The sequence below is a fragment of the Photobacterium ganghwense genome, from assembly GCF_017329545.1.
In the GTDB taxonomy this organism is placed as follows: domain Bacteria; phylum Pseudomonadota; class Gammaproteobacteria; order Enterobacterales; family Vibrionaceae; genus Photobacterium; species Photobacterium ganghwense.
Genome location: NZ_CP071325.1, coordinates 2,723,147 through 2,736,415, shown reverse-complemented (window position 1 = coordinate 2,736,415; position 13,269 = coordinate 2,723,147). Strand labels below are relative to the sequence as shown.

The following is a 13,269-nucleotide window of genomic DNA, read 5'->3' as shown; positions in this document are numbered from 1 at the left end:
GGGTTAGCTCAGTTATTGTGAAGAATCTGCAGTGTAGAGCATCCGAATGTCTGATGCGATAGCACAGATCAAGACAGCGGGAGGAGTCATTCAGTTGGGGAAGGGAGAAAGGGCAGAAAGCGGAAGACAGAAACGAAAAGGGCCCGGTGTATCCGGGCCTCATATTATTGTGTCATAGACTGACTTTTCGGCTTTACGTTTTCACGTTTGTGCCGTCACACCGTTGAGCGAGTGTGATTTACGACAATAAGATGTCTTATTTGCCTAGGTCTGCAGTGAACTCAGACAGGTAAGCAGCAACGCCTTGTGGAGAAGCGTCCATACCTTTCTTACCTTCTTCCCACTGTGCTGGGCAAACTTCACCGTTCTTCTGGTGGAAGTTCAGAGCGTCAACCATACGCAGCATTTCGTCAATGTTACGGCCCAGTGGCAGGTCGTTAACTACTTGGTGACGAACAACGCCTTCTTCGTCGATCAGGAAAGAACCACGGAACGCAACGCCTGCTTCTGGGTGCTCAACATCGTAAGCTTTGCAGATTTCGTGTTTAACGTCTGCAATCAGAGGGTAACGAACCTGACCGATACCGCCGTTCTCAACAGCAGTGTTACGCCATGCGTTGTGAGAGAACTGAGAGTCGATAGAAACACCGATTACTTCAACGCCTTTCGCTTGGAAGTCTTCGAAACGCTTGTCAAAAGCGATCAGCTCAGAAGGACATACGAAAGTGAAGTCTAGTGGGTAGAAGAAAACTACCGCTTTTTTACCTTTTGTGTATTCTGCAAAGTTGAAGTTATCAACGATTTCACCGTTACCAAGAACAGCTGCAGCAGTAAAATCTGGTGCTTGACGACCTACTAGTACCATGTGTTTGGTGCTCCTAAAATATTGTGTTTGTCGCCGACCTTTCCGGTAGGCTTCTGTTTGAACGGGACAAACTATAACGAAACTGGTACATTGAAAAAAGCGGAATAAATAGATTGATGTAATCGAAAATTGCGATGAACAAGTTTCCTTCACTTAAACAGCTGCACTATTTGGTGACCCTGTTTGAAACCCGACATTTTGGTGAGGCGGCCAAGCGCTGCTTTGTCAGTCAGTCAACCCTTAGCTCCGGCGTCCAGAATCTGGAAGAATTGCTGGGCTGTCAACTTATTGAGCGTGACAACAAGTCTCTGGTCTTTACCTCGACCGGGGAGGACGTGGTCGTACGCAGCCGGGAACTGTTGGCTCGTACCCAGGATCTGATGGAGCTCTCCAATTGTAAAGGAGGGGATGGGATGGATGGTCAGCTGCGCATCGGCTGTATCCCGACCATTGCCCCTTTCCTGCTCTGCGATCTGGTGCAGGAGGTGAACCGCCTCCACCCGAACCTTCATTTATTGCTGCGGGAAGATACCACGGCCAACTTGCTGACGGCTCTGCGTAATGGCGAGATGGATGTCCTGATTCTGGCGCTGCCGGTGGATATTAACGGTATGCACAGTCAGGTGGTCGGGCGTGACGATTTCAAAATGGTGATCAGCCAGAAGCAGGCTTCACAGGTCAGCGTACCGCTGAGGTATGCCGATCTGCCGAATGAATCGGTCTTCTTGCTTGAGAAAGAGCACTGTCTGACCGATCACGCGGTTTCTGCCTGCAAACTGACGTCGAAAGAGAAGATTAACCCTTTCACGGCGACCAGTCTTCATACGTTAGTTCAAATGGTTGCGAACGGGCTGGGCACCACCTTCATTCCCCAGATGGCGATCGATCATGGCCTGCTGGATAACCAGAACCTGGTGATTGTTGATCCGCCGGGCCAGGAAGAAGCCTACCGTGAGATAGGACTGGTATGGCGTCCGACCTCTACCCGTACCCGCACCTTCGAACGCCTGGCAGAAATTGTTGCCGGACTGCTCTGATTTTATTTCCTCCAATTTACTGGTGTGCTGAGAAAAAATCGCTTTCTCAGCACATTATCCTGCTTTTATTTCATCTTTCCCGATCTTACCCATAGTCCACCAGTGAGCTATTCAAACTGTTTTGTAGGTATATGTTGTTTCGCGTAGCGAATAAATAGGGTTGATATGCCTCTGGTTGCTATGTGGGTTGTATAAATTTCGTCCCAAACACTGCGTTTTCATGCTTAAAAATCATTGGTTTGGTGTCAGGGTTGAATTTGTGTTTTTGTTTGAAACGCAAATTTGAACATTCGTTTGAACTGGCAAAAACTGAAATTTTATTACGTAACTCGTTACATTTTTATGGATTTTTTATTATCTGGTGAAAAACCGAGTAATCACCTGAATTCTGTTTCAATTTGGTGTTTTGAGTTATTGCTCTAATATTTGTAACTTGTTGTTTTTAAATGCTTAGATCCTGTGTTGCGGAAATGTGAAAAAATGGAGTGGCTTGCAATTCATTTTTTGTTAAGGCAACGTAACTAACGTGTTATGGCCATGGGATGGTCGATAACCCAAAATCAGGTTACTGACATTCGTGGTGATAAAGTTACAGCTGAAAGGGGCGAGATAAATGGACACACATACACCGGCAAGCCATGAAGTGAAATTGTCACTTCAGACTGACCTGACACCGGCGCAGGCAGAGATTCTAGATAACGGGGCTCAGCAGTTTTTGGAAAAACTGGTGCAACGTTTTGCTTCCCGGGTCCCTCAGCTGCTGGCTGCACGGGAAACTCGCCAGGCAGCCATTGATGCCGGCACGTTGCCTGATTTCTTGCCGGAGACTGCAGAGATCCGTAACAGCGAATGGAAAATTCAGAACATCCCTACCGATCTGCAGGATCGCCGCGTGGAGATCACGGGTCCGGTTGACCGTAAGATGGTGATTAATGCCCTGAATGCGGATGTAAAGGTGTTCATGGCCGACTTTGAAGACTCGTTTGCTCCAGCATGGAATGAAGTGCTGGATGGCCAGCGTAATCTGCGAGACGCGGTGAACGGCACCATCGACTACACCAACCCGGAAAACGGCAAGCACTATCAACTGAACGATGACCCTGCGGTGCTGATCTGTCGCGTACGCGGCCTGCATCTGCCGGAAAAACACCTGTTGTGGCAGGGAGAAGCTATCCCTGGGTGCCTGTTCGACTTCGCACTGTATTTTTACCACAACTACCAGCAACTGCTGGCAAAAGGCAGCGGTCCGTACTTCTACCTGCCAAAGCTGCAGGCGCATCAGGAAGCCGCCTGGTGGAGCGAAGTATTCAGCTTTACCGAGGATGAATTCGGTCTGCCGCGCGGCACGATCAAAGCCACGGTACTGATCGAGACTCTGCCGGCCGTCTTTGAAATGGATGAAATCCTCTACAGCCTTAAAGAGCACATTGTGGGCCTCAATTGTGGCCGCTGGGATTACATCTTCAGCTACATCAAAACGCTGCGTAACCATCCTGACCGTATCCTGCCGGATCGCCAGGTCGTGACGATGGAAAAACCTTTCCTGAATGCATACTCGCGTCTGCTGGTGAAAACCTGTCACCGACGTGGTGCGTTTGCGATGGGAGGCATGGCGGCCTTCATTCCATCGAAAGATCCAGAGCGCAATGAATGGGTACTGAACAAAATCCAGACCGACAAATTGCTTGAAGCCAATAACGGCCACGATGGCACTTGGGTTGCTCACCCTGGTCTGGCAAGCACAGCCATGGCGGTGTTCGATGGGGTACTGGGCGAGCGCAGCAATCAGCTTGACATCAGCCGCAGTGAAGATGCTCCGATTACGGCTGCCGAACTGCTGGCACCTTGTGATGGCGAGCGTACGGAAGACGGAATGCGCCACAACATTCGTGTCGCGGTGCAGTATATCGAAGCATGGATCTCCGGGAACGGCTGTGTGCCTATCTACGGATTAATGGAAGATGCCGCCACGGCAGAAATCTCCCGAGCCTCTATCTGGCAGTGGATTAAACACGGCAAAACACTCAGCAATGGACAAATGGTCACTAAAGCGCTGTTTGAGCAAATGCTGAAAGAGGAAATGGACGTCGTGAAACAGGAAGTCGGGGAAGCACGTTTTGCTGCCGGGCGCTATGACGAAGCCGCGGTGCTGATGTCACGCCTGACCACCAGTGACGAGCTGGTGAACTTCCTGACGGTGCCGGGATACGAATACTTATCCTGAAGATGCAGGAGCAGGGTATGAGAATCTCTTGTACCCACAGAATTTAGCAACAACTGTTTTCGAAGCGCTAGTTTTCGAAGTGGATGAAATAGAACCCGTTGTATTCGAAGTGGTAACAGCCAGCGACAGAAAATGCAGTGCCCGGGGGAGGGATTACCTCCGGGCGGTAAAACTCAGTTCAATAACTAAAGTGTGATGCGGATTATCGCAACTGAAACGAGGGACATCATTATGACACTGACTCGCCAGCAACAAATCGAAGCCTTGGAAAAAGATTGGGCAGAAAACCCACGTTGGAAAAATGTAAAGCGGACTTATACCGCAGAAGAAGTCATTAATCTGCGTGGTTCATTTGCGCCGGCAAACACTATTGCCCAGCGTGGTGCTGACAAGCTGTGGGACCTGGTCAATGGCGACGCGAAGAAAGGCTATGTTAACTGTCTTGGCGCACTGACAGGCGGCCAGGCTGTGCAGCAGGCGAAAGCGGGTATTGAGGCTATCTATCTGTCAGGCTGGCAGGTCGCAGCAGATAACAACTCTGCGGAAACAATGTACCCAGATCAGTCGCTGTATCCGGTCGATTCAGTGCCAACCGTGGTAAAACGTATCAACAATGCCTTCCGCCGCGCTGATCAGATTCAGTGGTCAAATGGCGGTAACCCGGAAGAGGGTATCGACTACTTCCTGCCTATCGTGGCTGATGCTGAAGCCGGTTTTGGTGGTGTCCTGAATGCGTATGAACTGATGCGTAATATGATTGATGCAGGTGCAGCCGGGGTTCACTTCGAAGACCAGCTGGCTTCTGTGAAGAAATGTGGTCACATGGGCGGTAAAGTTCTGGTTCCGACTCAGGAAGCGGTACAAAAGCTGGTTGCAGCACGCTTGGCGGCTGACGTTTCCGGTACTACGACTTTGGTTATTGCCCGTACCGATGCTAACGCGGCGGATCTGCTGACTTCTGACTGCGACCCGTATGATGCTGACTTCATTGTGGGCGAGCGTACTCAGGAAGGTTTCTACCGCGTTCGTGCCGGTATTGACCAGGCGATTGCCCGCGGTCTGGCATATGCCCCTTACGCTGACCTGATTTGGTGTGAAACGGCCACTCCGTGTCTGGAAGAAGCGCGTAAGTTTGCTGAAGCGATTCATGCTCAGTACCCGGATCAGCTGCTGGCTTACAACTGCTCGCCATCATTCAACTGGGAAAAGAACCTGGATGCCGACACGATTGCTAAGTTCCAGCAAGAGCTGTCTGACATGGGCTACAAATACCAGTTCATCACACTGGCAGGTATTCACAACATGTGGTTCAACATGTTTGAGTTGGCACACGCTTATGCTCAGGGTGAAGGTATGCGCCACTATGTTGAGAAAGTACAGCGTCCTGAGTTTGAAGCTGCATCGAAAGGTTACACTTTCGTGGCGCACCAGCAGGAAGTGGGTACTGGCTACTTTGACAAGATGACCAATACCATTCAGGGCGGTAATTCCTCCGTTACGGCTTTGACTGGCTCTACAGAAGAAGAGCAATTCTAAAAAATGGGTATAAACCCTTAAACTCCTAGTAATCGTTGATAGTCTTTTGGAGCGCCTGGTGCGCTCCTTTTTTTCTTTTTCTTTTTCTTTTTCTTTTTCTTTTTTCTACCTTTATTTCTATCTGCAATGCTATCTGGGGACTATCCCAGGCTCTGTTGGGCGCACCTTCTGTAATTAGGCGTCGCCTGAAAAACCCTTCATGCCTGAGGTTGTTCTTCGCGTTAGCGGTGACTGGCTATAACTTGATACTGCAGATACTGCAGATACTGCAGATACTGCAGATACTGCTGGCACGGCACTACGGCTGAAGTTGCTGCTGTCGAAATTGTCGAGCTGCCCGGCTGACCTGAGGGTAAATCACAAAGAACTGCTGCTCCAGAGTCGGATAGTGAGCCAGAATCACGTCCGGGCAGGCTGCCAATTGATTGAGCCGGGGACGACGCAATGCCATACGCTGCAAAGCCCGCTCCAGCGTGCTGACGTGCTGGTATTGTTCCAACCAGTTTTGTTGCCACATCCGGGCCATTGTCGCCAGGTATTGCTCGGGGGCCGGATCCGAGAATTGTTCGACTTCCCGGCGGGCAGTGCGAACGAACTCAGTTAACGGTTGGGGGTGAAATTGTGTCCAGTGGCGGGCCAGAAAATGATCCCAGGTGATATCCAGAGCAATGCCGCTGACCCGGCGGGTATCGGTGTCAAACAAGCGTCGGCATTCAAGGACTTCAGGCAGAGCATCAATATAGCTGTCGATAAAACGGTGCAGGCGGATTCCGTCGGCAACGTCCTGGCGAAATTGCTGGTCAGGATTACCCCGGACAAAATCAGCCAGCAAATTACCCGCCAGATGGCTCTGGCACTGCTCAGCCAGATGTAAATGTGCCAGAAAGTTCATGCTTACGGTGACTTTCTGGCGTGATGACGCCGGGGTTGGTAACTAGAGCAGAGAATCTGAACCGTCTTCTTCGCCTTCCTCTTCAAGGGGTTCTACCTCTTCCTGAATTTCCAGCAGGTTAATCGCAATTGACACAAAATCGGAGTCAGTGATGATACCGACCAGTTTATTGTGGTCAATGATTGGCAAACAGCCAATCTGATGTTTCTGCATGAACAGGGCCGCTTCTTTTAATCCGGCATTGGGTGCCACACTCATCAGATCCCGGTGCATGCTGTCGGCCAGAGGAATATCCAGCGCAGAAACAAAGCGGGATTGCGAGATATGCTCCAGGCTTGATTCCTGGGCGGCCAGAATATCGCGCTGGCTCACTAACCCAACCAGGTGGTTGTTCTCATCCGTGACCGGTACATGGTGGATGTGGTATTTCGCCATCACCCGCTTCGCATCAGCCAGAGTGTGACTGGTACTCAGCGTATGCGGGTTGGGGGTCATCATATCAGCTACGGTAAACATACAAGCCTCCTGTATCAAAGATTTATCCTCCCTGTGGCTCGCTACAGCTGTACCTCTCGATTCTGTATGCATTGCCTACGTATTGACTGTAGCCAATCCTGAATAAGCAACCCATGACACTCGTCAAAGAAAACACAAGTTATTTGACTGTGTCTCATTTGTTTCTCATCCGTTAAAAATAAGATTGTGTCATATACTCAATAAACGACATGCCATGTAGGAATAAATCAATGCATAAGCTGTTGTTTATTTTGTTGTCTTGGTCTATGTGCTTACCTTTCCAGGCCACTGGAGCAGAGCCGGTCTCACAAGCCCGAATTATTGGTGGTATTGAAACGGCGCCCAATGAGCTGCCCTGGCAGGCTTATCTGAACATGACGTTTCGTGACAGTGAGGGGGCGCGTACGTTTATCTGCGGTGGGGTGGTTATCAGCCCGGTTACCGTTATCACCGCCGCGCATTGCATGCGTAACGGCCAGAGCTTGGTTGCGCCGGAAGATGTGGAAGTTTGGGCTGGTATTACTTCCATCTTCAGTGCGACTTCCGCCAGTGCTGTGCGGGTTGAGAGCATCGTGATACACCCCAATTATAACTCTACCCGATTTTCGAATGATATTGCCGTGCTGAAGCTGGCAGAAACCCTGCCTGACAGCGCTCGTCCGATACAGCTCGCAACGTCCGGCGAGCAGGCGGCGGCTGACCTCGAGTTTGCCAATGGCTGGGTCGATAATGCTGAGCGAGTAGCGAACCTGCTGGTATCCGGCTGGGGCAGTACGTCTGTTGGCGATTCCAGTTCAGGCTCAACACGGCTGCGGCAGACCTTATTGTCAGGCGTACCGGATTCCCGCTGTGATGGCATGTGGGGCAGCAGTGTCACCGCGAACGATTACAGTATTTATGTGTGTGCCGGTTCTACGGCTCCTGAACTGGCGCGAGACAGTTGCTTTGGTGACTCGGGAGGGCCGCTGGTGTGGCAGAACCCGCAGGCAGCCGGGGACAGCGATTTCGGACTGCGCTTGGTTGGCCTGGTCAGTTTCGGCGAAGGGTGTGCCGGGCGCCTGCCGGGCGTTTATACCCAAGTGGCGACTTACCGTAACTGGCTGGCCAGTGAAGTTGGCGGCAGCCTATTTACTCAGGTCACACCGGAGTTTTCCCGCAATCCGTTCACTGCCGATTATTCCGGTGCCGGTCAGGGAATTCCCATTGCACAGCCGGTCGCGAGTGGTGGTGGTAGCAGTGGCGGGGGCACGATGAGCATCTGGGTGCTCTGCGGGCTGATGGTGCTGGCCTGTCGACGCCGTGGTCTTGGCCGAGCCTGAATGGGTTCACTTCCCCCTGAAACGAGATCCCGCCGGGCGGGTTATCACAAGCCCGCTAATCCGGTGTGCATAAAGAGAGGAAAAACTTGCAGCGCGTGAGAGTGATCTCTGCTTGATCTTGCAGTGTGGCAGCCTATACTAGCTGCCTGCTGTAATTTAGGGCCCTAACGATGCAAGTTTCAGATTTTCACTTTGACCTTCCTGACGAGCTGATTGCTCGCTATCCGCAACCTGAACGCACAGCCAGCCGCCTGCTGCAACTGACCGGTAATAACGGTGAGCTTGCCCATAAAGGCTTTAAAGACGTGCTGGATCTGGTGCAGCCGGGCGATCTGCTGGTATTTAACAATACCCGAGTTATCCCTGCCCGTCTGTTCGGTCGCAAAGCGTCCGGCGGTAAGCTGGAAGTGCTGGTTGAGCGCATGCTGGACGATAAAAGCATTCTGGCCCACGTTCGCGCGTCAAAGCCGCCAAAGCCGGGTAACGAGCTGTTGTTGGGTGAAAACGACGAGTATCAGGCAGAAATGGTTGCCCGCCATGATGCGCTGTTTGAAATCCGTTTTAACAGCGACAAAACCGTATTGGAAATCCTGGAAGATGTCGGCCACATGCCGTTGCCGCCATACATTGACCGCCCGGATGAAGAGGCTGATAAAGAGCGTTACCAAACGGTTTACAACGCCAAGCCGGGCGCGGTAGCAGCACCGACAGCAGGCCTGCACTTTGATGAAATGCTGCTGTCAGCGATTAAAGAAAAAGGCGTGAATCTGGCGTTTGTCACCCTGCACGTGGGTGCCGGTACGTTCCAGCCGGTGCGTGTGGACAGCATCCATGATCACCATATGCATGCCGAGTATGTCGAAGTACCGCAAGAGGTGGTAACGGCGATTGCGGAAACCAAGGCCAACGGCGGACGTGTGATTGCCGTCGGCACGACGTCGGTACGTTCGCTGGAAAGCGCGGCGCAGGACGCGGTGAAAAACGGCACCGAGCTGAAGCCATTCTTCGGTGATACCGATATCTTTATCTTCCCTGGCTATGAATTCCAGCTGGTGGATGTGCTGATTACCAACTTCCACCTGCCGGAATCGACACTGATCATGCTGGTCAGTGCCTTTGCCGGTTACGAGCACACCATGAATGCTTATAAAGAAGCGGTAGAAAATCGTTACCGTTTCTTCAGTTACGGTGATTCGATGTTCATCACCCGTAAGACCGCTTGATGACCAGTTAATGGTCTAAGTCAGTGTTACTTAAGGCTGCATTTGCTAGAATGCGGCCTTTGTTGTCTTTGAATATCAAGACGATATTCATTCCTGAAGAGGGGCTGGGCGCTTAGTCCGACCAATCTCAGTTTCTTCCACTAGGCTTAAATGCGTAGTGGCTTGCCAGCGGGGAAGCCCCCTGGCAGACAGGCGCTGCAGCTTCGCCGTTGCGGCGTCAGGGTATTCCTGGCCATAACCGGCCGGGAAATGAAATGTCAGATTGTTTCTCTGGCTGTTGGAGGCTTTGTGAAATTTGAATTAGATAAAACTCAGGGACGTGCCCGTCGTGGTCGCCTGAAGTTTGAACGCGGTACGGTGGAAACACCGGCATTTATGCCTGTAGGTACTTACGGCACCGTAAAAGGGATGACGCCGGAAGAAGTAAAAGACACCGGCGCGCAAATCCTGCTGGGTAACACTTTCCACCTGTGGCTGCGTCCGGGTCAGGAAGTAATGAAACTGCACGGTGATCTGCACGACTTCATGCAGTGGCAGGGCCCGATTCTGACTGACTCCGGCGGTTTCCAGGTCTTCAGCCTGGGCGATATCCGTAAGATCACGGAAGAAGGTGTGCATTTCCGTAATCCGGTAAACGGTGACAAGATTTTCATGGACGCTGAAAAGTCGATGGAAATCCAGAATGACCTGGGTTCTGACATCGTTATGATCTTCGATGAGTGTACACCATACCCGGCCACACACGACGAAGCGAAGAAGTCGATGGAGATGTCACTGCGTTGGGCACAGCGCAGCCGAAACCACCATGACAAACTTGGTAACAAAAATGCACTGTTTGGTATCGTCCAAGGTAGTGTATATGAAGACCTGCGCGATGTTTCCGTGGAAGGGCTGACCAACATCGGCTTTGACGGTTATGCCGTCGGTGGTCTGGCGGTCGGTGAGCCAAAAGAAGACATGCACCGTGTTCTTGAGCATACCTGTCCGCAGCTGCCGGAAGACAAGCCTCGTTACCTGATGGGCGTAGGCAAGCCAGAAGATCTGGTGGAAGGTGTTCGTCGTGGTATCGATATGTTCGACTGCGTAATGCCGACCCGAAATGCCCGAAATGGTCACCTGTTTGTGACTGGCGGTGTGATCAAGATCCGTAATGCGAAACATAAAACGGATACAAGTCCTCTCGATCCGCATTGTGACTGTTACACTTGTCGCAACTACTCGAAGGCGTATCTGTATCACCTGGATAAATGTAATGAAATTCTAGGTGCGCGTCTGAATACAATCCACAACTTACGTTACTACCAGCGTCTGATGGCCAGTATCCGTAAGGCGATTGAAGAAGATCGTTTCGACGCTTTTGTAGAAGAGTTCTACGCGCGTCGTAACCGTGAAGTTCCACCATTAAACGAAAACAACTAAACGAGGACGTTAGTAAATGAGTCTGATTTCTCAAGCACACGCGGCAGCGGAAGGGGCACCTCAGGGTGGCAGCATGCAGCTTTTCATCATGCTTGGTCTGTTTGCGGTAATTTTCTATTTCATGATTTACCGTCCGCAGGCGAAACGTGTGAAAGAGCACAAAAATCTGATGTCTTCTATGGGCAAAGGTGACGAAGTGCTGACAAACGGTGGTCTGGTTGGTCGTATCACGAAAGTTTCAGCAGAAAACGACTACATCGTTATCGCTCTGAACGACACGACTGAAGTTACCATCAAGAAAGACTTTGTTTCTGCCGTTCTGCCAAAAGGCACAATGAAGTCTCTGTAAAACTTGCTTTGAAGGATCACAGCAGTGCTAAACCGTTATCCCTTGTGGAAGAACCTGATGGTGGTGTTTACACTGATCATCGGTCTGCTTTATGCGCTTCCCAATGTGTTCGGTGAAGATCCAGCAATTCAAATCTCCGGGGCGCGTGGCGCCTCGGTAGATATGTCCGCGCTGGATACCGTTACCGAAGATCTCAAAAAAAACCAAATCTCTTATAAATCCGTCGCATTCGAAAACGGCACTGTCCTGGTCCGCTTTAACGACACTGATACACAGATCAGTGCTCGCGATATTCTGAATGAACAGCTGGGCGATAACTATGTTGTTGCGTTGAACCTGGCTGCATCGACTCCTGACTGGCTGGAAGCTATCGGCGCTAACCCAATGAAATTGGGCCTTGACCTCCGTGGCGGGGTGCACTTCCTGATGGAAGTGGATATGGACGCCGCGATGGAAAAACTGCTGGGTCAGCAGGAAGAAACGTTCCGTACCGAGCTGCGTGAAGCCAAGATTCGTTACCGTGCGATCGCCAAAACCACTGACACGGTAGAAGTGCGTCTGCGTGACAACGCGCAACTGGCTGAAGCCAAATCTGCGCTGGCTAAGTTGCACCCGGATATGCTGTTCACAGATTCCGGCAGCAACGGTCGCTTTGTTCTGACGGCGCGTTTCACTGAAGAGCGTCTGAAAGAAATCCGCAACTACGCCGTCGATCAGAACATTACCATTCTTCGTAACCGTGTGAATGAGCTGGGTGTTGCTGAGCCGCTGGTACAGCGCCAGGGTGCAAACCGCATCGTGGTAGAACTGCCAGGGGTACAGGATACTGCCCGTGCGAAAGAAATCCTGGGGGCAACCGCCACTCTGGAATTCCGTGAAGTCGACAGCGCGGCTGATCTGGCGGCAGCGGCTTCCGGTCGTGTGCCACCAGGCAGCGAAGTGAAATTCACCCGTGATCAGCGCCCTGTTGTTCTGAAAAAACGAGTGATCCTGTCGGGTTCTCACATCACGGATGCAAGCTCAAGTGCTGATGAATATGGCCGTCCGCAGGTAAACATCTCGCTCGACAGCGAAGGCGGCAGCAAAATGACAGCCTTCTCACGTAACAACGTGGGTAAGCTGATGGCGACCATTTTTACTGAATACAAAGACAGCGGTAAACGTGACGCCAGCGGTAAAGTTATCCTGGAAAAACACGAAGAAGTGATTAACCAGGCGACTATCCAGACCGCGCTGGGCCGTAACTTCCGTATCACAGGTATCGATTCTCAGGCTGAAGCGCATAACCTGGCGCTGCTGCTGCGTGCCGGTGCACTGATTGCGCCAATCTCTATCGTTGAAGAACGCACCATTGGCCCGTCTATGGGTCAGCAGAACATCGATATGGGGATCCAGGCGTGTATCTGGGGCATGATCGCGGTTATGTTGTTCACCCTGCTGTACTACCGTCGATTCGGCCTGTTCGCCAACATGGCGCTGGCGATGAACCTAGTACTGATTATTGGTGTGATGTCGATGATTCCGGGGGCGACCATGACCCTGCCAGGTATCGCCGGTATCGTACTGACCGTCGGTATGGCGGTGGATGCCAACGTGCTGATTTTTGAACGTATTCGTGAGGAGCTTCGCGACGGACGCAGTCCGCAGCAGGCGATTCAGCAAGGTTACGCCAATGCCTTCAGTACTATTGCCGATGCGAACATCACCACACTGATCACGGCAATCATTCTGTTTGCTGTGGGAACCGGTGCCATTAAAGGCTTCGCGGTTACCCTGTCGATCGGTATTCTGACCTCTATGTTCACGGCGATCATTGGTACCCGTGCTCTGGTTAACCTGGTTTACGGCGGCAAGCGCGTCGATAAGCTGTCGATCTAAGGAGACGCTGA

At 51.5% G+C, this 13,269-nt stretch carries 11 protein-coding genes; 8 read left to right on the top strand and 3 right to left on the bottom strand.

The window, feature by feature from the left end:
* Positions 1 to 256: 256 nt before the first annotated feature.
* Entirely contained in the window at positions 257 to 865 is a 609-nt protein-coding gene (locus FH974_RS12470) for a peroxiredoxin C (protein WP_047886580.1), read from the bottom strand.
* 134 nt (positions 866 to 999) lie between these two features.
* On the opposite strand from FH974_RS12470, the gene FH974_RS12465 reads away from it, so the two are divergent.
* The 3 genes from FH974_RS12465 (at position 1,000) to aceA (ending at position 5,662) form a co-directional block, all read left to right on the top strand.
* Positions 1,000 to 1,902, top strand: coding sequence for a hydrogen peroxide-inducible genes activator (locus FH974_RS12465; RefSeq protein ID WP_047886581.1), 903 nt, complete (start codon positions 1,000 to 1,002; stop codon positions 1,900 to 1,902).
* A 613-nt stretch (positions 1,903 to 2,515) separates the two neighbouring features.
* Positions 2,516 to 4,126, top strand: a complete 1,611-nt coding sequence (aceB, locus tag FH974_RS12460; protein WP_047886582.1) for a malate synthase A — start codon at positions 2,516 to 2,518, stop codon at positions 4,124 to 4,126.
* A gap of 231 nt (positions 4,127 to 4,357) precedes the next feature.
* Entirely contained in the window at positions 4,358 to 5,662 is a 1,305-nt protein-coding gene (aceA, locus tag FH974_RS12455; RefSeq protein ID WP_047886583.1) for an isocitrate lyase, read from the top strand.
* A gap of 298 nt (positions 5,663 to 5,960) precedes the next feature.
* Here the strand turns inward: aceA and FH974_RS12450 are convergent, their stop codons facing one another.
* Both FH974_RS12450 and FH974_RS12445 read right to left on the bottom strand, forming a co-directional pair.
* A complete protein-coding gene (locus FH974_RS12450; protein WP_047886584.1) occupies positions 5,961 to 6,554 on the bottom strand; it encodes an acyl carrier protein phosphodiesterase in 594 nt (197 codons plus the stop codon).
* Between the two features lie 42 nt (positions 6,555 to 6,596).
* The gene (locus FH974_RS12445; RefSeq protein ID WP_047886585.1) at positions 6,597 to 7,070 is read right to left on the bottom strand and encodes a CBS domain-containing protein; all 474 of its coding nucleotides are present in this window, start codon (positions 7,068 to 7,070) and stop codon (positions 6,597 to 6,599) included.
* Positions 7,071 to 7,300: 230 nt separating this feature from the next.
* Between FH974_RS12445 and FH974_RS12440 the strand changes: the two genes are divergently transcribed.
* The 5 genes from FH974_RS12440 to secD all read left to right on the top strand — a co-directional run bounded on the left by FH974_RS12440 (position 7,301) and on the right by secD (position 13,258).
* Complete coding sequence (locus FH974_RS12440; RefSeq protein ID WP_047886586.1) at positions 7,301 to 8,389, top strand: S1 family serine peptidase; 1,089 nt, start codon at positions 7,301 to 7,303, stop codon at positions 8,387 to 8,389.
* A 170-nt stretch (positions 8,390 to 8,559) separates the two neighbouring features.
* Positions 8,560 to 9,612, top strand: coding sequence for a tRNA preQ1(34) S-adenosylmethionine ribosyltransferase-isomerase QueA (queA, locus tag FH974_RS12435; protein WP_047886587.1), 1,053 nt, complete (start codon positions 8,560 to 8,562; stop codon positions 9,610 to 9,612).
* Between the two features lie 288 nt (positions 9,613 to 9,900).
* Complete coding sequence (gene tgt / locus FH974_RS12430; RefSeq protein WP_047886631.1) at positions 9,901 to 11,031, top strand: tRNA guanosine(34) transglycosylase Tgt; 1,131 nt, start codon at positions 9,901 to 9,903, stop codon at positions 11,029 to 11,031.
* 16 nt (positions 11,032 to 11,047) lie between these two features.
* Positions 11,048 to 11,380: a preprotein translocase subunit YajC gene (gene yajC / locus FH974_RS12425; protein WP_047886588.1), complete on the top strand. Its 333-nt coding sequence runs from the start codon at positions 11,048 to 11,050 to the stop codon at positions 11,378 to 11,380.
* Between the two features lie 24 nt (positions 11,381 to 11,404).
* Complete coding sequence (secD, locus tag FH974_RS12420; RefSeq protein ID WP_084712653.1) at positions 11,405 to 13,258, top strand: protein translocase subunit SecD; 1,854 nt, start codon at positions 11,405 to 11,407, stop codon at positions 13,256 to 13,258.
* Positions 13,259 to 13,269 lie beyond the last annotated feature (11 nt).

Coding starts and splice junctions, on each gene's coding strand:
- FH974_RS12470 (WP_047886580.1), bottom strand. CDS start 865: ATGGTACTAGTAGGTCGTCAAGCACCAGATTTTACTGCTGCAGCTGTT.
- FH974_RS12465 (WP_047886581.1), top strand. CDS start 1,000: ATGAACAAGTTTCCTTCACTTAAACAGCTGCACTATTTGGTGACCCTG.
- aceB (WP_047886582.1), top strand. CDS start 2,516: ATGGACACACATACACCGGCAAGCCATGAAGTGAAATTGTCACTTCAG.
- aceA (WP_047886583.1), top strand. CDS start 4,358: ATGACACTGACTCGCCAGCAACAAATCGAAGCCTTGGAAAAAGATTGG.
- FH974_RS12450 (WP_047886584.1), bottom strand. CDS start 6,554: ATGAACTTTCTGGCACATTTACATCTGGCTGAGCAGTGCCAGAGCCAT.
- FH974_RS12445 (WP_047886585.1), bottom strand. CDS start 7,070: ATGTTTACCGTAGCTGATATGATGACCCCCAACCCGCATACGCTGAGT.
- FH974_RS12440 (WP_047886586.1), top strand. CDS start 7,301: ATGCATAAGCTGTTGTTTATTTTGTTGTCTTGGTCTATGTGCTTACCT.
- queA (WP_047886587.1), top strand. CDS start 8,560: ATGCAAGTTTCAGATTTTCACTTTGACCTTCCTGACGAGCTGATTGCT.
- yajC (WP_047886588.1), top strand. CDS start 11,048: ATGAGTCTGATTTCTCAAGCACACGCGGCAGCGGAAGGGGCACCTCAG.